The following is a 19,013-nucleotide window of genomic DNA, read 5'->3' on the forward strand; positions in this document are numbered from 1 at the left end:
ATCAAAAGAAGTCACTCTTTATATATGTATATTTTAATTTAATTATTTTTTAAAATTAAAACCGTGCACCTTCGCTTCGAATACGTATCATAAACGTAACCAAAGTCGACAGCTAAATCTCGGCAACCCTACGGCACATACGATGATCCACTTAATGCTGCTTCCGTCAGGACCTGACATGGTTCATGGGTTCATATTGCATAGGACCGAGATCTTCAAACACTACGTGCTTTGGGCAGACTTCACAAAAACGTACCCTTAGCAAAGGAATTCAGTCTCGCGTAAAGCGGATTTCGAGTACAGGGAACCGCTACCTCCCCACCTAGCACGGCAAAATATATCATACTATATTCTTCTATCTGAATGCAAGCATTAGCTTTTCATTTAACAAATAGATTATTAGAACCATTCACAAAATGGTCATCTTATAAATAAATTTTATATTTTGTGACGTCTTGAGAAATCTTTAAATTTAAACTCTGTGGCTAAATGCCTAGAAATATTATATTGGAATTGTGTAGTATCTTTGAGATGTACAATCCCCCGTACAGTAGCTGTATAAGGTGGCGCTACATCACCAAACATCTCATACTCTAAATCACCAAAAGCTTCAAATGTTATTGATTTATTAGAATAACTAATATCTAACCCTAGCACATTCTCTACATATGCATATAGAGACGTTTTTACAATATCTAAGGTCAAACCTGGAACAATTGCTTCTATTAAATAATCTTCATCAATTATCTTTACTTTGTCATTAATTTTTCTAGTACGAATAACATGCCACAATACTGTGCTTTGGGTAACATTTAAAGCTTCCTTCACCCTTGGCACATCCCCTGCAGGTATTCGCTCTAAAACTTTCACTTCAGTTTCATGTTGTAATCCTAGCCCTTGTTGAACTTCTCGAAAGCTCGTTAAATCTGCAAATGGAAATTCTGTTAGTCCTTGATATATTACAACCGAACCTTTACCACGAATTTTTTGTATCATTCCATCTCTCACTAATAAATTCAAAGCTTTACGGACAGTTTCACGTGACGCATCATAAGTTTCTACCAGTTCATATTCTGACGGTAATTGTGTACCATAAGATATGCGCGATTCAATGATGTCTGCTCGCAAAGTTTCATATATTGTAATAAACTTTTTTTGTGTCATATGCGCTCACTCACTACCCTTTTATAAATTATTGTGCTACAACTATTGCACCAAAACCATCTATCAGCCCATCCGAGATATTACCATGTTGCATCATCACTCGACCTTCAACATTTAAGTCTTCTGGTATAGTAACACTTTCTTTTGAAAAGTTCGCCACAACTAACCAAGTTTCACCTTTATAATGTCGTTTATATACAAATAACTCATCGTGTTCCATGTACAATGGTTCAATACTACCATAAGTTATAATATCGTATTCATGACGTAAGCGAATTAAGTCTCTGTAAGTATGCAAAACAGATTGATCATCTTTAATAGCTGCTTCAACATTGATTTGATCAAAATTATTAGGAATATCTATCCAAGGTATTCCTGTAGTAAATCCTGCATTTTCCTCGCTCGTCCACTGTACAGGTGTTCGTGAGTTATCTCTAGATTTTTGACCTAATATTGTTAACATTTCATCTTCATCATAACCAGCTCGTTTCATATTATTATAAGCGTTTAACGATTCTATATCTCTGTACTGGTCAATACTACCAAAACCAGGATCCGTCATACCTATTTCTTCCCCTTGATATATATATGGCGTCCCTTGCATCATATGCAATACTGTTGCCAGCATCTTAGAGCTTTGTTTACGTAACATTTCATTAGTATCGTTTCCAAAACGCGAAACAACACGCGGTTGATCATGATTACACCAAAAAATCGCGTTCCAACCTCCACCTTCATAAATGCCCAGTTGCCATTCCATTAGTATATCTTTTAATTTATGAAAGTCTAATTTTGCATTTGACCATTTTTCGCCATTAACGTAATCCACTTTAAGATGATGGAAATTGAAAACGCTATTCAACTCTTGACGTTCAGGCGCCGTATATTTTATACAATGATCAATCGTTGTGGAAGACATCTCACCCACAGTCATTAAGTCTTTACCTCCAAAAGTACACTCATTCATTTCATGTAAATATTCATGTACATGTGGGCCGTCCGTATAGAATTCTTTTCCTATTTTTTTAGAATTTTTAAATTCACCTTTTGAAATTAGATTAATAACATCAAAACGGAAGCCATCTATACCGAAGTCTATCCAATAATTGATAATATCATATAATGCGTACCTTACTTTGGGGTTATCCCAGTTCAAATCCGCTTGTGTTACATCAAACAAATGTAAATAATACGCATCTGTCTTTTCATCGTATTTCCACGCATTCCCTCCAAATTTCGATTCCCAATTTGTTGGTGGTTGAGCATCAGATGACCTTTTAAAGAAATAGTAATCTCTATATTCACTATCGCTATCAGCGTATGCTTGTTTAAACCATTCGTGTTCTGTAGATGTATGATTTATAACAATATCCATCATTATCTTTAAATCACGTTTATGAGCTTCAGCAACAAGTGTTTCTAAATCTTCAATCGTGCCGAACTTCTCATTTATTTTATAATAATCACTAATGTCATAACCATTATCATTCATTGGAGATTCATACACTGGTGTTAACCAAATGTAGTCTACACCTAAATACTGTAAATAATCTAACTTTTCAATGATTCCTTTCAAATCACCTTCACCGTTACCTGTCGTGTCATTAAATGATTTCGGATATATTTGATAAACTACTGACTTTCTCCAATCACTTTGACTCATGAAATTACCACCTTTACTTATATTATTTAAAGAAGAAAAACCCGCTAAGCCGTTTTAGCGAGTTTAGTTGTATTGCTTTAGAATGCTTATTCTTCTACCATTTCTTTTGCTTTATCTTTACTAAATTTTGACAAGAATACCGTTAAAATTGCCGGAACCACAATTGCTAAAAAGGTACATACAAGGTAGATACCCCAATACTCGCTTTTAATTGAGATGAAAGCAGGAACGCCACCGACACCAACACTACCAAGCACGCGCGTTGCACCAATGATTGCTCCTAACACACAAGATGTTGAAATCGCTGCGACAAACGGATATTTCAATGGTAAATTGACACCAAATAATGCCGGTTCCGTCACCCCTAAGAAACCTGAAACACCAGAAGTCATCGCCAAACCTTGTTCTTTGCCCATTTTACGTCTTCTATAAACAAACCAAGCGCCGAATGCTGCTGACCCCTGACAAATATTAGATATCGCCAAAATTGGCCATAAGTATGTTCCACCGAGCTCACTACCCATAAGTTGGAAATCAACAGCCAAGAACATATGATGTAATCCTGTAATAACAAGTGGTGCGTATAACAAACCATAAATAGCGCCACCTAACCAACCAGCATGTTCAAAGACGAACGTCACACCATTTGTAATGCCAGTACCTAGCCATAACGCTACAGGACCAATAACAATGAATGCTAAGAATCCTGTTATTAGTAATGCAATTGGACCAACAACTAACATTTTAATTGAATCATGAATATGTTTATTTAAGAATTTTTCAATTTGAGCTAAAACATATGCTGCAAGTAAAATCGGCAACACTTGTCCTTGATAATTTAGTTGCTTGATTTCTAAACCAAAAATATCCCAAGTAGGAATGTTACCTTTTGCAATGTCATACTGAGAAACAAGCTGTGGATTCATTAAAATCAAACCTAACACTAAACCAAGTATTTGACTTCCTCCGAACACACGCATACTACTCCAACCAATCAATGCTGGTAAAAATATGAAAGCTGTACTAGCAATGACATTAATAATATTTGAGATATCGCCCAATTGCGGAAATTGTTCAACAAGTGGTTTCGGTCCAAATAAATCTTCCATTGTGAGTAAATTATTAATTCCCATAAGTAAACCAGCAGTTACGATTGCTGGCAAGATTGGTATAAAGATATCCCCCAGTAACTTAATCAATCTTTGAATAGGATTTCCCTTTTTAGCTGCTGCCGCCTTTGCATCATCTTTAGATGATTCACTAATCCCCGTTTCTGCTATCAGTTGCTTATAGACTTCGTCTACCGTTCCCGGCCCAATAACTATTTGATATTGGTTATCCGCTTTGAACTGGCCTTTCACTAAATCATTATTACTCAATCGGTCTTTGTCCACTTTATCATCGTCTTTCAAGACAAGTCTCAAACGTGTAACACAGTGTGTTGCTGTGTCCAAATTATCTTTGCCCCCAACAGCTTCGACTATATCTTGCACATCTTTCTTTTTAACGGCCATGACAATCCACTCCCTTATACTTTTAACATTACAGAAATTATAACTTGTCTAGACAAGTTTTGTAAAGGCTTTCACAAAAATCATACAAATCTTTTACCCCATCGCACAAAAGGCCATAATAAACTGTATTATTACTAAAAGTGAGAAGTAGCAATCTTTGGGCTTTCACTTAGTTATCAACTGTTCATTCTTCATCAAAACACATTTCTTTTTCATTGAAAAGTTACCATTTTGATTTTATAACTTTAAATTCCTTATTAATAAAGAACCGATAAACATAATTTTTTAGATACCTTACTATATAATCATGCAGTCTTAAAAAGCACATCAAAAAAGACAAGCATTCAATACGAGATTGAATACTTGCCTCATCTATTCATTAGTCTTGGTTTTAAAAATATAATGGCGGAGGAAGAGGGATTCGAACCCCCGCGAGCCGTTAAGCTCCTGTCGGTTTTCAAGACCGATCCCTTCAGCCGGACTTGGGTATTCCTCCAAACACAATACTCATCATATTATAGCCATTTGTAAAAGTCAATCAAAATTACAAAGTTACACTAATGTTTTTTCATTTAAATAAGAATCTACAGAATCCGCTACCGCTCTACCCTCTTGTATCGCCCATACAACTAAACTTTGTCCTCTTCTAGCATCGCCTGCAGCGAATATGTGTGGTTGGTTTGTTCTAAAATCTTTGTTATCAGCTACAATTTTATTGCGTTCTGTTTGAATATTAAAAGCATGTGGCACTGTTGTTTCAGTACCTACAAAACCTATAGACAGCAGTACTAAATCCGCTGGCCAATGGCGCTCAGTACCATCTACAACTACCATGCCTTCATCAGTTTCTTCGAGAATTTGTGTATAGACGCCTTTGACATTACCAATTCTATCCACATCATAGCGCATTGTTTGCACACCATAAGCACGTGGCTCAAAACCAAAGCGTGATTTATATTCTTTATGTGCATAATCCATTTTAAATACAGGCATTGCCAACGGCCAATACGTATTCTCATCAAATTCAATTTCTTCTGGTTGTTTTGTATATTTATTAAATTGTACGATTGATTTACAATTTTCACGCAATGCAGTAGCGACACAGTCTGCTCCTGTATCTCCGGCTCCGATTACGACCACATTTTTACCTTCAGCAGAAATAGATGGTTCATCGATTTCACCATTTAAATACTGACCTTGTTCTGTTAAATAATCCATCGCAAAGTGAATACCTAATCCCATGCGTCCTTCTAAAGGTAAATCTCTTGCGTTTTGTGAACCAGTACATAAAATAATTGCATCATACTGCTCGTTAAGCGTTTCTTTGCTAATATCCACGCCAATTTCTGTATCAGTTTCAAAACGTATACCAGATTCTTTCATCACTTTTATTCGGCGACGTACTACATCTTTATCTAATTTCATATTAGGTATACCATACATCAACAATCCTCCAGCTTCGTGCGCACGCTCGTAGACTGTAACGTTGTATCCTAATTTATTTAATTCATCTGCAGCAGTTAAACCAGCTGGACCACTGCCTACTATAGCTACTGATTCGTCTTTACGATACTCTGGTACTGTTGGTTTCACCCAACCATTTTCAAAAGCTTCATCTATAATAGTTCTTTCAATCCCTTTAATAGCAACTGATTCACGATTAATCTTCATGACACAAGATTGTTCACAAGGTGCTGGACAAACACGCCCTGTAAATTCAGGGAAGTTATTCGTTTCGTTCAACCGTTCATAGGCAGTTTTGAAATCTTGTCTATAAACAAGGTCGTTCCATTCTGGAATATAATTACCTATAGGACAACCAATGGTTTCTCTACCAAATGGTTCTCCAGTTTGGCAAAATGGCGTACCACAATCCATACAACGAGCACCTTGTTGTGCCGCTTCGTCTTTCGTAAATCTTTGTTGAAACGCATCGTGACTCTTCAAACGATCAACCAAAGACAACTCGTGCAATTGTTGTTTGTCATAATTCATAAATCCTTTGAATTCGCCCATGATAAATCCCCCTTCTACAATTAATATACGGCAGTCAATTGTTGCTCTGATTCTATATATGTGCGCTTGTCATTAAAAGCATTTAATAAAGCTTGGTCAAGTTCTGTTGAATTTTGCTTTTGTAAATCGATTTTTTGCATCATCAGTTTATAGTCTTTAGGAATTACTTTAACGACTTTATCTGCAACATATTCAAAGTTAGCTAAAATATTTTTCGCCTTCGTACTATTTGTATACTTCACATGTTCTTCTAACATAGATTTCAAAACATCATATTCTTCTTCGACAGTAATGAAATCGAAATCTAAGCTGTCTAATTTATTTTCTGATTTAAATTGCTCTATATCAGACGGGAAGATATAACTCACACCACCACTCATACCTTGGCCAAAGTTTTTACCTACATCACCTAACACAACAACTCTACCGCCAGTCATATATTCAAGACCATGATCACCAATACCTTCAACAACTACTTGTACCCCACTATTTCTAATACAAAAACGTTCTCCAGCTTTACCACTTATAAAAGCTTTACCATGAGAAGCACCATAAAAACAAACATTACCTACGATAATTTCGTCTTCACGTTGTTGGTTTGGCGCTTTAACAATCACTTTACCACCAGATAAACCTTTACCTACATAATCATTAGCGTCCCCTGTGTGATGAATTGTTAAACCACTTGGTGTATAAGCACCTAAACTTTGACCTGCATGACCAACAGTCTCAGCATAAATCGAATCTTCAGGCAGTCCGTCTTTACCATGTGCTCTTGTAATGGCGCTACCAGTGATAACACCTACATCACGTTGTTCGTTTTTCAATTGATATTGCCCACTAAATGATTGACCACTTTCAATCGCCGCTTTAGCATCTGGATAAAGTTCTGTTAAATCAAAGCCTTCATCGAGATGGTGGTTTTGCTCTACTTTTTTAAATCTTTCACCTTCGTGTTGATACAACAATGCTTCAACATTCATCGATGCTGCTTTAGGACGACTGTTGGCTAGATTATTCTTACGTGTTAATAAATCCGTTCTACCTACAAGTTCGTCTACAGATTTCAATCCAAGTTCAGCTAGTATCTCACGCAATTCTTCAGCAACAAAGTGCATAAAATTAACTACATGATCCGCTCTACCGTTAAACAAGGCTCTCAAATCTTGATTCTGTGTAGCAATACCTACAGGACAAGTATCCTTATGACAGACACGCATCATAATACATCCGAGTACTACTAATGGTGCAGTAGCAAAACCAAATTCTTCAGCACCTAGCGCACATGCATAAGCAACATCTTTACCTGTAAGTAACTTGCCATCGGTTTCTACTTTCACTCTTGATCTTAAACCGTTCATCATTAGAGTTTGATGCGTTTCCGCTAGACCAATTTCCCATGGCACACCTGCATGTTGAATACTCGTTTTAGGAGAAGCGCCTGTACCTCCGTCATATCCACTAATAACAATCTTATCTGCGTATGCTTTAGCAACACCAGCTGCAATTGTACCTACACCTGTTTTGGACACAAGTTTCACCGTAATATTTGCGTCTTTATTTGCATTTTTTAAATCATGTATTAATTGTGCTAAATCTTCTATTGAATAAATATCGTGATGTGGCGGTGGTGATATTAAACCTATACCTGGTGTTGAACCCCTTACTTCAGCTATCCACGGATATACTTTAGTACCTGGTAATTGTCCACCTTCCCCTGGTTTAGCGCCTTGCGCAACTTTGATTTGTATTTCTTTGGCATGTTGTAAATAATCACTCGTCACACCAAAACGACCGGATGCAACTTGCTTAATTGCACTAGAACGATTACGGCCTTCTTCATCTACAATATAGCGTTCCGGATTTTCCCCACCTTCACCGCTATTACTTTTACCACCCATTCGGTTCATCGCTTCAGCTAATGTTTGATGTGCTTCTTCAGAAATTGAACCATAACTCATTGCCCCTGTATTAAAACGTTGAACAATGGTACTTGCAGGCTCAACTTCACTGATATCAATAGCTTTTTGCTTTTTAAATTCCATCAAGTGACGAACGTGATCAGTGCGTTTATGATTAACTTCATATGAAAATGATTTGAATTTTTCATAATCATTTAATCTACATGCATGTTGCAACAAATGAATAGATGTCGGATTAAAGGCATGGTGTTGACCTTGTTTACGCCATTGAAATGTACTTCCTGATTCAATATATTTACTGGTAGGTGTTTGTCTTGCTTTATTTTCCTTATCTATCATATCTATGGATATACCTGAAAGTTTAGTTTGTGTACCTGTGAAATATTTTTCAACAACTTCAGATGATAAGCCTACTGCTTCAAAAATTTGTGCCCCTTGATAACTTTGAACAGTAGAAATACCCATTTTAGCCATAACTTTTATCACACCTTCAGATAATGTATCTGTATAGGTTTGAACATTTTCAGAAATACCCCCTTCTAAACGTTGATTTCTCACTAACTGCTCAATCGTACGTTGTGCTAAATAAGGTACAATCGCGTTTGCTCCATATCCTAACAAGCAAGCAACATGATGTACTTCTCTCGTTTCTCCTGACAAGGCTACTATACTTGTACGCATGCGCAATCCTTCTCTTATCAACAACTGGTGAATATGACTCACTGCTAACAGCATCGGCATCGCATATCCTTCACTAGCATTCACTAATCCACGATCATCTAATACTATGATTTCTTTACCTTTTTTTACAGCATGAATCGCTTTATCTCCTAATTCCTCTAAAGCTTCCTCTAAATTATTTTGATAAATCGTAGATAAATGCGTAACATTAAATCTACTCTGCTCAATGACTTCTAGTTGCGCTTCTGTTAAAACTGGTCGTGCTAATTGAATACGGTTCAATACGTCTTCATTCGGATTCAATAAATTCCCTTCGCTGCCTAAATAAGATAGTTCACTCGTAACTATTTTTTCACGGTAAGCATCGATAGGTGGATTCGTAACTTGCGCAAATAATTGCTTGAAATAATTAAATAACGTTTCATCTTTTTCATTTAAAGCCGCAATCGGCACATCGTACCCCATTGCACCTATTGGGTCTTTCTTATTTTCAACAATTTCAGTCAGGTATTTATCTATTTCTTCTTTTGTGTAAGCGAATTGTTTTTGTAAACGCGTTAAACTTTCATCGCTCCATCCAGAATTTTGATACGCTACTTTAGCCAATCCTAAATCTACTTTGAATTGATTCAACCAACTCTCATATGGATGTTCATCAGCGATACGCGCTTTCAATTCGTTATTTTCTATTACTTTATTTTGTTTGAAATCAACCAGCAACAACTTCCCTGGGTTTAATTGACCTTTAAACGCTACATTATCTTCTGGTACATCTACCACGCCGACCTCTGAAGAAAAGACAATATAATTATCTTTCGTAATCGTATAGCGTCCTGGTCTCAAACCATTTCTATCCGTTAACGCACCAATCTTATCTCCGTTACAAAAAGAAATCATTGTAGGACCATCCCACGGTTCCATAAGATAACTATAAAACTCATAAAATGAGCGTACATTAGCATCATTAGCTTTATTGTATAACCAAGGTTCTGGAATCATCAGCATCGCTGCTCTTTCAGGTTCCATAGCTAACGATAAAAATTCTAATGCATTATCTACAATGGCAGAGTCACTACCATCTTCATCTACAATTTCCTTAATCTTATCTTTATCGTCACCAAATATTGTTGCTATTAAATCATTTTGTCTTGCTCTCATCCAGTTCACATTACCTTTTATAGTATTAATCTCACCATTATGCATGAGCAATCTATTAGGATGTGCACGTTTCCAACTTGGAAACGTATTTGTACTAAAACGTGAATGCACAAGCCCTAACTTTGAAACGTAAGTCTCATGATTCAAATCTTGGTATAACGCTTTTATTTGATCTGAGCGTAGCCAACCTTTGTACACAATTGTTCTATGAGATAAGCTTGTAAAATATAAATTCAAACGTTGTTGATTAGCGTAATTTTCAATTTGTTTACGCGCTAAAAATAATGTTCTTTCTATGTGTGATACATCGTTTAACGCAACAAACACTTGTTGTATATGCGGCATAGTTTCAACTACGTGCGATGCTATTGCATTCGTATCTACAGGAACATCTCTATAACCAATGACACTTAAGCCTTCTGCTTCAAAGTGAGCATTAAATTGCGCTTCATGTTGAGAATCAGCTATCTTCTCATTAGTAAAAAACATCCCAACCGCATATTTACCTTCAGCCGGTAAATCAAAGTCAACTTTTGCTGCAAAGTATTCATAAGGCACTTCTGTCATAATACCGGCACCGTCGCCAGTAATACCATCAGAACCAATCCCCCCACGATGATCTAACCTACGTAACATTTCTAATGATTTTTCAACAATCTCGTGATTCCTCTGATTATCCATATTGGCATAAAACCCTATACCACATGCATCATGTTCTTCGCGGCCATCATATAAGCCTACTTTTTCACCATATTCAAGCATGACCCTCACCTCTTTTACGAAAATTCTGAATATTAAATTAAGTAAGTAAACTATATAGCAGTTGATTAATCTGTTCAATATATAAATTAGATGATATCATTCTAATAATTAGAATGATTTGGAATAGGAGTTATTAACTATGGAAATAAAACAATTAAAATATTTTATAGAAGTAGCTAAAAGAGAGCACTTATCAGAAGCTGCACTTGAATTGGATATTGCACAATCTGCCATCAGTCGACAAATCACGCAACTCGAAAAAGAATTACAAGTTACATTATTTAAAAGAGAAGGACGTAATATTCACCTTACTGATGAAGGTAAGCATTTGTTTACAGAAGCGACTAAGATTATCGATCAACTTGAGGAAACTATACGCTTATTTCATAACCAATCTGAGTCAAACCACTTTATTATTCGCATAGGTTATGTCGAAAGTTATATTTCTCAAGTACTAACTTTATTAATTCAAGCCTTTGAAAATAAAAGCGATTCAGTAGTTGAACCCATTCTAATGGAAGAAAATGACATACTCAATGCTTTACTCACCGATCAAATCGATATTGCTTTTACAGAGTTAACGCATAACCTTAAGCAAAACCCTTCATTAAGGATTAACCCTTTATTCGAAGAAAATTTTCATATCTATGTTCCAAAAGATGATCCCATTACCATGGCAACTAACCCACCGCTAATACAATTTTCAAATAAAATGATTTACGAACTCTACGCCTTACCTCAAAACATCAGACAAACATTAGAAAAGGTAGTTGAAACACCAATACGCACAGTTACACACACACAACTCGCACAATATTTACTTAATAAAGAACGTGGTTACATCATTGCCCCCTCATACCATCTTCTAGATAAAAACCCACAAAAATGGGTAGATATTTCACTAGAACACACAGAGCTAAGACGTACGATTTGTAGTATTGTTCGGCAAGACAATCGTAAAAACGATTTACAATTGATGCTTACAACTATAGAGCAATTATTAAGCCGTAGTGCGACTTATCATTAATGCAGACTCAAAACTATAACCTATAAATCTTTGAATTCAACAAAGCTGGGGCGTATAATCACATTGTCTAAAAATAGAGAGGATTGAGTCAGCTTGAATTCAGCTAAAAAATTATTGAAGCACCCTTTTAATTGGGTTGTCTTTGCTTTTTGTATCATATTTTTAGGAGTTTTTATTTTCACTTTCATGAATGCTAAATTTTACGATATACCTATAGGTCAAATTATCAATATTGAAAATAAATCTACATCCCAAATTACAGATGAGCATCATAACAAAGATACGAAACATAAAGAACAGTTAACAATCAAAATACTCAACGGAAAATACGAAGGTAAAACGACTACCATTCAAAATCAATACATTGAGTCACAAGCAGACAGTGAAGCTTATTCCACCAACGATAAAGTCCTGCTACATATTGACGATAAACTGAATAGTGCATATATCACTGAAAAGAAACGCGATAGCCTAATTGTCGCCATTACAGGTTTGTTTTTATTAACTGTATTGCTAGTGGGAAGAAAAATCGGTTTACAATCAATTTTATCGTTAGTGATTAATACAATGGTCGTTGTTTTAGCCATTTACATTCATAATCAGTACCCTAACATCAGTTTATTCGGTTTGATGAGTATCGGCATTTTCATTTCAACTATATTAACTTTAATCTTAGTTACAGGTTGGCAATGGCGAACACTCATTACAATTATCAGTACATTACTCGGTACATTCATTTGCGTCGGCATTACACAATTAGTTATACATTTCACTGACGGTTCAGGTATAAAGTTTGAAACAATGAGCTTTTTAACGTTACCACCTAAAGAAGTATTTCTCGCTTCTGTATTAATTGGTACCTTAGGTGCTGTAATGGATGTCGCGATAACTATCGCAAGTGGTATGGCCGAAATTTTACGGCGTACACCAGACATCAGTATGACGCGTTGGGCGTTAGCTGGGCGTAATATCGGACAAGATATCATGGGCACTATGACAAATATCTTACTCTTTTCGTATTTATCAGGTAGCTTACCAATGCTACTCATATACTTAAAAAATGCAAACACCATTACATATACTATTTCTATGAATTGGTCACTTGAAATTTCCCGGGCGATCACAGGGGGTATTGGCATCGTACTAACAATCCCGATTACAATCTTATTGATGCAACTATGGTTTAGAATGAGAGGTGCTAACCAATGAGTGCTATAACAATTTTAGGTCTAATATTGCTGGTATTAATGCTTATCTTCGGTGGTAAAAAAGGACTCATTTCTTATATGACACTGTTCTTGAACTTTGTCATCCTATTAATCGCAATTGTCATCATTATATTTGGGGCACCGATTTATCTAGTCACACTTATATTCTGTATTATTATCGCAGCATGTAACTTATTTATGTTGAATAGTTATAACACTAAAACCAAAGCTGCATTTTATGCGACGATTTTAACTACAGTAATATTAATCTTGGCAATTTATTTTTCTGTTTCAATCGGTGATTTACAAGGCTTCACGACAGAAGAACAAGACGAGACTTATATATTTTCCATGAATATCGGTATCGACATGGTTAAATTCATGGTCTTTACAATTGTGTTGGCAGTCATTGCAGCAGTGATTGATTTAGCGATTACGATAAGTTCTCCAATGTGCGAATTAAACGAAACAAATCCTGAATTAACTCAGAAAGAACTATTCCAATCTGGTATGCGCGTTGGCAGAGAAATATTAGCAACTTCAGCAAACACCATTTACTTAGCTTATTTTGGTGGTCAACTGACATTATTTTTCTGGTTCTTCAAACTTAATTATTCATTTGGCCACATAATTAATTCGAAAATTTTTGCTCAAGAATTTATTTCAATTCTGTTAGGTGGAATTGCTGTAGCCATTAGCATTCCAATTACAGCATGGTTAACCTCCATTTTAATTAAAAAGCAAAAGACATCAGTAACACAAAATAACCAATAATTTTAACTTGAACCTATCGGGATTAGAACATATATTTACGTCTATATCTCGATAGGTCTTTAATATATTTAATATATTCAATCTTCCAATTTGCTTTTCAGATATCACATCATATATTTTTCGTAAACATTAAATCTTAAAAACGTCTATTCAATTTATTCAATTCACCATTGAAATATGCATTTTCCCCATGAACAACATAGTCTAGACCTTGTTCTTCTTCAACTTTACCCGTAGCAAGCTCGCTAAATAGGCCAATTATTTTTGCGATAATATATGTAACTAATCCACTAAATATAATTGTTACAATTACCGCCAATATTTGAACCATTACCGCCTGTATATTACCACCAAATAGCAAACCATTCGGAATACCATCATTAACTTTTTGTGATTGGAATACGCCCGTTAATATCGCACCGATAATACCTCCGATACCATGGATTCCAAATGCATCTAAAGCATCATTATATTTTAATTTCACTTTGATATAATTAATCGCAAAATAACAACATAAGCCACCTATAAACGCAATTAATATAGCACTCGTATAATCAACAAACCCTGCTGCAGGTGTGATTGCTACTAAACCTGCTAGCATTCCAGACAACATACCGATCAAACTAGTCGTCTTTTTCATCCAATATTCTATAATCGACCAACCTAATGAGCCTGCGCTCGCTGCTAACACAGTATTAATAAATGATGTCATTGCGATATGATCAAATGTTAGCGCACTCCCTACATTAAACCCATACCAACCAATCCATACGAATATACCACCTATTAATGAAATAATAAGGTTATGTGGTGGTCGTTTATCAAAATTTTTGCCTGCACCTATCATCACTGCTAACACTAGTCCCGAAACACCGGAAGTGATATGTACTACGGTCCCGCCAGCATAATCTATCGCACCAAGTTGATCAATCCAACCGCCGCCCCACACCCAATGCGCTACAGGGCTATATACTAAAATCACCCATAAAAATACAAAAATAAGATAAGGTATAAACTTCATTTTTTCTGCAATTGAACCAGATAATATCGAAACAGCAATTGTACAAAACATCATTTGAAATAACATAAATAATCCTAGAGGTACATGTGAGGCCATTTCCGTTTGAGTATTAAATCCAACATGTTGTAATCCCAAATATGTTAAATCGCCTAAGATTATATTTCCTGTACCGAAACTCAAACTAAAGCCGAGTATTATCCAAGCAAATGTAACAACTACAATAGCAGACATACTTTGCATCACTGTGTTCAAAACATTTTTAGACTGCACTAAACCTCCGTAAAACAAACTCAATCCTGGGGTCATTAACCATACTAATAACGTACAAAAAAATAAAAATAATGTATCATTCATATTCATATTGCTCACTCCTTTGTAGAAGATCATACCCCCTAACAAATTAGATCACAAAAATGCGTCAAATAAGATAACACACTGTGTTAAGTTATTTGACGCTCTGATTCATTTTTTATAAATTTTGTTTCAAAATATATACTGGTCGCCCTTCTAACTGTGAGGTTCCTACCTTTTGGTAGCAATATTGTTGATATAATTTTTGAGCTATTTCATTATCAGTATTTACTGTCAAATAGATTTCATCAACATCAGGAAAATATTGCCTTAAATATTTCGGTAGCGATTGAATGACTTGTTTGCCATAACCATGACCTCGATAATTCGAATCAATGCTGAATGATCTGAAAAATATCGCGTTTTTATTGTTTGAATAAGGTGCAACGCCCTCCCCTTCATGCAATGTAAAGAAACCAACGCATTCCGATTTAGCATTATATACCAACGTCGGGTGACGTTCCCCATCGTTAGTAGCAAGCTCAATATTTTCTTCAGGGGTTTTTGTAAACTTTCTATCTTCTGTTGTGATATTGAATTGTTTTATTTCTGAAATAAGTGTCTCTTCATAAGGTACAAGGTTAATAGTTTTACAATGTTCTATTTGTGTATCAATCCAAGTTAAAACTGCTGGCGCTATTTTATGACGTTCTGATTTATGTATCCATTGCATATCTGTAATTTCCTGGTCAGGTTCAATCGCCTCCCAATTTATATTCACTGTAGTACGATAACAATTCAGTTCTGTTTGTGTATTTTTCTGAGGATATGCTTGTCCAATGACTGTTTGAAGATAGACAAAAGATGACTCTGGTAAATCAATTCGTAATTCTTCTTGTACTTCTCTTTTTAGCGCTTCTTTATGTGATTCACCCACATCTATCTTACCACCAGGGAAATAATACTTTTTTCTATTTCTAGCTTGAACGAGCAATAAATACTCATTATATTCAACTACTAAACAAACACATTTAATCATTTTGCACCACTCCATCCCATATATACAATCGTACTATTTTTATATGAACATCGCTTATGTTATCATATTTCAATATTGTGTACATCTTATATTTCAAACAACATTAGACATTTATACATCAATCGTAAGTTTATAAAGTGTTATAATATTAAAATAAGATATACATTTTAAAATGGAGGATTTAGTAGAATGGCTAAAAAAACAAAAATCAATCGCATTTCAAATACAGTTAATTTTGTAGGCATTGCAGTAGAAGGTTTCAATTGGTATGCCTATCAATCAAAAAACAAAAAACTAATATATGCTAGCATGGCAATTACAAGCGTAGGTGCAGTATTAGATTTTTATACAGCTTTAAAGTCACCACGTAAATTCGCAAAAATATTTTCAACTTTTACACTTGCAAGTACGCTATTCACAACAGCGAAACGCGTTAAATCTTTACGCAAAGAGAACGCATAATAACATAGTACGCTTTCTGCTAAGATAGCATAACTTCAATCTCTTAAGTCGTACATCATTCTAATTTATATTAAAAACATATATATAAAGCTCGTATTACAGTTACACGTTTCATACTGTAATACGAGCTTTTTGCTATATTTATTTAGTGAATATATTTAAACGATTTAACTTGTGATGCTGGAATCGTTCTATAAGTAACTGTACCAGGTGCAGCAGAATAATTCATTTCAGATACGGTAATACTACCGTTCGAATTTACTGATTCTACAAAAGCAACATGCCCGTAATAACCTAAATCCGATTGTAAAATAGAACCCACTGTAGCATTATAATCCACAGTATAACCATCAGCCGCAGCACCAGTATCCCAACTATTAGCATTCCACCAATAAGTACTGATACCTTTGCCAATTTGCGCACGTTTATTAAATACATGCCAAGTACATTGTCCCCAATCATATAGATTAGAATGGTTGAATACAGGTGAGTAATATCCCGACGATCCTGTAGATCCTGTTGAACCAGAACCTCCAGTTGATGCATTACCTGATACTTTCAATTTTTGACCAGGATAAATATTGAAATTCGATAAACCATTTAAACTCATGATTTTTTGATATGTGGTGCCATACCTTGCAGCAATCGCTGATAATGAGTCCCCACTCTTAACTATATATGTTGTCGTACTTCCACTACTTGTATTTCCTGAAGTATTCGAACCTCCAGTTGATGTAGTACCTGACACTTTCAATTTTTGACCAGGGTAAATATTGAAATTCGATAAACCATTTAAGCTCATAATTTTTTGATAAGTCGTTCCATATCTCGCAGCTATACCTGATAGTGTATCACCAGATTTAACTGTGTATGTCGTTCCAGTTGATGTGTTTGAAGTCGTGTTCGAACTTGATGTCCCTGACACCTTCAATGATTGGTTTGGAAAAATAACATTTGAACTTAAATTATTCAATGACTTCAATTTGTCCACTGAAGTATTAAATTTATTCGCTATTGACCATAATGAGTCGCCACTCTTAACTTTATAAGTTGTAGCGGCATCTGCGTTAGTTGATGAAACTGCTGCTAAGGCGCTAGTGCCTATTACAGTAGCAATAATTTTTTTACGCACTTATGTAAACCTCCTACTATATATCTATTACACTTCGTGTCTATACTCACTCTTTTATTATACATCGTAAAAATGTACATTAGTATATTATTTATATGACATTATGATTACAAAAGAGAACGTAAAAATATAAAACTTGTAATATACAACTTATTTATGACCGTTCAAACGTTAATATATTTACATTATCAATCCCAAAATAGTTATCTAATATCGCTAAATAATTATCACTTGTCACAGGTTTCTTCACTTTTTCACCACGATCTGTAATAGTTAAATGGGAATTAGACAATGTTATACGACCATTATCGGTTGCTTTACTTACTATTAATTTTTTCACAAATATAGAACTAGGGTTGTGTTGGTTATACGTTATACCCTCTTCAAAATCTGAAATATTTTTAGGTGCATCCGTCGCTTGATATTGTATTTGCCATCCATTATCTTTATACTTACACATTTCAATCGTTTGTGTATCTATATAGGAAGCTCTGAAATAACCATTGATATCAGTAATGACTTCTTGATTATCCGATAAAGGCATTGCCTCTCTAGGTACATCTGCATATCCAACATCTACTAAATAGTCTTGTTGATTTACCTTTACCTTGAGCGCCATATGTGAACCTGACATCGCCCAACCATTGCCTGTATTAATTGTCGCAGATATCATATCTACATTAAATCCTTTTCCAACTAAATAATTTTTGAAAAAACGATTTTGTTCATAACAAAAACCACCTCGATGTTCTTGAAGGATTTTGTAGAGCATTGACTCATCATTAAGTGCAATTGGTTGCTTATTTTGGACATTTATATTTTCAAAAGGAACATGCAAAACATATTGATGAATATAATGATTTAATGATAGTAAATCAATTCGATTATATTTTTTTGTATCAATTTCTAAATAATTCTCTAATTGACTAAAATCTGTCATTTTAATCCCCCCTCAATTTATACTACCCTACAGTACACATATATTTTAATCCAAAAACATTATTTAAAACAATTTTTTAGATTTTCAAAAAATGGCTCAGTTCCTGATTTTCACAACATTAAATACAGGGTATAACAATATATATAGGTCATGATAAGTTTGACATTAATCCGATATACAGATAATGTGTACTTTCGATACTTTATAACTAACATCAGAAACCAACACAACTCTATACG

Annotated in this window: 13 protein-coding genes, 1 tRNA gene and 1 other RNA gene; 4 read left to right on the top strand and 11 right to left on the bottom strand. The window is 35.0% G+C overall.

The window, feature by feature from the left end; translation table 11 throughout:
- Positions 1 to 61 precede the first annotated feature (61 nt).
- From ffs to gltB, 7 genes are all read right to left on the bottom strand, one after another.
- Positions 62 to 331, bottom strand: an RNA gene (gene ffs, locus ACW5YJ_RS00055) — signal recognition particle sRNA large type.
- Positions 332 to 438: 107 nt separating this feature from the next.
- Positions 439 to 1,164: a trehalose operon repressor gene (gene treR / locus ACW5YJ_RS00060; RefSeq protein WP_017723279.1), complete on the bottom strand. Its 726-nt coding sequence runs from the start codon at positions 1,162 to 1,164 to the stop codon at positions 439 to 441.
- Between the two features lie 28 nt (positions 1,165 to 1,192).
- Positions 1,193 to 2,827, bottom strand: a complete 1,635-nt coding sequence (gene treC / locus ACW5YJ_RS00065) for an alpha,alpha-phosphotrehalase (RefSeq protein ID WP_457338302.1) — start codon at positions 2,825 to 2,827, stop codon at positions 1,193 to 1,195.
- An 86-nt stretch (positions 2,828 to 2,913) separates the two neighbouring features.
- Complete coding sequence (gene treP / locus ACW5YJ_RS00070; RefSeq protein WP_017723281.1) at positions 2,914 to 4,341, bottom strand: PTS system trehalose-specific EIIBC component; 1,428 nt, start codon at positions 4,339 to 4,341, stop codon at positions 2,914 to 2,916.
- A gap of 403 nt (positions 4,342 to 4,744) precedes the next feature.
- Positions 4,745 to 4,837, bottom strand: a tRNA-Ser gene (locus ACW5YJ_RS00075).
- Positions 4,838 to 4,893: 56 nt separating this feature from the next.
- The gene (locus ACW5YJ_RS00080) at positions 4,894 to 6,357 is read right to left on the bottom strand and encodes a glutamate synthase subunit beta (protein WP_017723282.1); all 1,464 of its coding nucleotides are present in this window, start codon (positions 6,355 to 6,357) and stop codon (positions 4,894 to 4,896) included.
- 20 nt (positions 6,358 to 6,377) lie between these two features.
- On the bottom strand, positions 6,378 to 10,880 hold the full coding sequence (gltB, locus tag ACW5YJ_RS00085; protein ID WP_171914414.1) for a glutamate synthase large subunit: 4,503 nt from the start codon (positions 10,878 to 10,880) through the stop codon (positions 6,378 to 6,380).
- 139 nt (positions 10,881 to 11,019) lie between these two features.
- Between gltB and gltC the strand changes: the two genes are divergently transcribed.
- The 3 genes from gltC to ACW5YJ_RS00100 all read left to right on the top strand — a co-directional run bounded on the left by gltC (position 11,020) and on the right by ACW5YJ_RS00100 (position 13,889).
- On the top strand, positions 11,020 to 11,907 hold the full coding sequence (gene gltC, locus ACW5YJ_RS00090) for a glutamate biosynthesis transcriptional regulator GltC (RefSeq protein WP_017723284.1): 888 nt from the start codon (positions 11,020 to 11,022) through the stop codon (positions 11,905 to 11,907).
- 93 nt (positions 11,908 to 12,000) lie between these two features.
- Positions 12,001 to 13,116, top strand: a complete 1,116-nt coding sequence (locus ACW5YJ_RS00095; protein ID WP_026113518.1) for a YibE/F family protein — start codon at positions 12,001 to 12,003, stop codon at positions 13,114 to 13,116.
- Entirely contained in the window at positions 13,113 to 13,889 is a 777-nt protein-coding gene (locus tag ACW5YJ_RS00100) for a YibE/F family protein (RefSeq protein WP_017723286.1), read from the top strand. Before ACW5YJ_RS00095 ends, ACW5YJ_RS00100 begins: the two co-directional genes overlap by 4 nt.
- A 136-nt stretch (positions 13,890 to 14,025) precedes the next feature.
- On the opposite strand, the gene ACW5YJ_RS00105 is transcribed toward ACW5YJ_RS00100, so the two are convergent.
- Complete coding sequence (locus ACW5YJ_RS00105) at positions 14,026 to 15,270, bottom strand: ammonium transporter (protein ID WP_171914416.1); 1,245 nt, start codon at positions 15,268 to 15,270, stop codon at positions 14,026 to 14,028.
- Positions 15,271 to 15,379: 109 nt separating this feature from the next.
- Entirely contained in the window at positions 15,380 to 16,240 is an 861-nt protein-coding gene (locus ACW5YJ_RS00110) for a GNAT family N-acetyltransferase (RefSeq protein ID WP_171914417.1), read from the bottom strand.
- A 189-nt stretch (positions 16,241 to 16,429) separates the two neighbouring features.
- Between ACW5YJ_RS00110 and ACW5YJ_RS00115 the strand changes: the two genes are divergently transcribed.
- On the top strand, positions 16,430 to 16,702 hold the full coding sequence (locus tag ACW5YJ_RS00115) for a hypothetical protein (RefSeq protein ID WP_017723289.1): 273 nt from the start codon (positions 16,430 to 16,432) through the stop codon (positions 16,700 to 16,702).
- 145 nt (positions 16,703 to 16,847) lie between these two features.
- On the opposite strand, the gene ACW5YJ_RS00120 is transcribed toward ACW5YJ_RS00115, so the two are convergent.
- Complete coding sequence (locus tag ACW5YJ_RS00120) at positions 16,848 to 17,834, bottom strand: LysM peptidoglycan-binding domain-containing protein (RefSeq protein WP_017723290.1); 987 nt, start codon at positions 17,832 to 17,834, stop codon at positions 16,848 to 16,850.
- A gap of 154 nt (positions 17,835 to 17,988) precedes the next feature.
- A complete protein-coding gene (locus tag ACW5YJ_RS00125) occupies positions 17,989 to 18,774 on the bottom strand; it encodes an arylamine N-acetyltransferase family protein (RefSeq protein WP_107551730.1) in 786 nt (261 codons plus the stop codon).
- Between the last annotated feature and the right edge of the window lie 239 nt (positions 18,775 to 19,013).

Source organism: Staphylococcus sp. mip270_02, from assembly GCF_054031535.1.

Bases quoted from the DNA above. Each gene is read 5' to 3' on its own strand.
- treC (WP_457338302.1), bottom strand. From the start codon at position 2,827: ATGAGTCAAAGTGATTGGAGAAAGTCAGTAGTTTATCAAATATATCCG.
- treR (WP_017723279.1), bottom strand. From the start codon at position 1,164: ATGACACAAAAAAAGTTTATTACAATATATGAAACTTTGCGAGCAGAC.
- gltC (WP_017723284.1), top strand. From the start codon at position 11,020: ATGGAAATAAAACAATTAAAATATTTTATAGAAGTAGCTAAAAGAGAG.
- ACW5YJ_RS00100 (WP_017723286.1), top strand. From the start codon at position 13,113: ATGAGTGCTATAACAATTTTAGGTCTAATATTGCTGGTATTAATGCTT.
- ACW5YJ_RS00115 (WP_017723289.1), top strand. From the start codon at position 16,430: ATGGCTAAAAAAACAAAAATCAATCGCATTTCAAATACAGTTAATTTT.
- ACW5YJ_RS00110 (WP_171914417.1), bottom strand. From the start codon at position 16,240: ATGATTAAATGTGTTTGTTTAGTAGTTGAATATAATGAGTATTTATTG.
- treP (WP_017723281.1), bottom strand. From the start codon at position 4,341: ATGGCCGTTAAAAAGAAAGATGTGCAAGATATAGTCGAAGCTGTTGGG.
- ACW5YJ_RS00105 (WP_171914416.1), bottom strand. From the start codon at position 15,270: ATGAATATGAATGATACATTATTTTTATTTTTTTGTACGTTATTAGTA.
- ACW5YJ_RS00125 (WP_107551730.1), bottom strand. From the start codon at position 18,774: ATGACAGATTTTAGTCAATTAGAGAATTATTTAGAAATTGATACAAAA.
- gltB (WP_171914414.1), bottom strand. From the start codon at position 10,880: ATGCTTGAATATGGTGAAAAAGTAGGCTTATATGATGGCCGCGAAGAA.
- ACW5YJ_RS00080 (WP_017723282.1), bottom strand. From the start codon at position 6,357: ATGGGCGAATTCAAAGGATTTATGAATTATGACAAACAACAATTGCAC.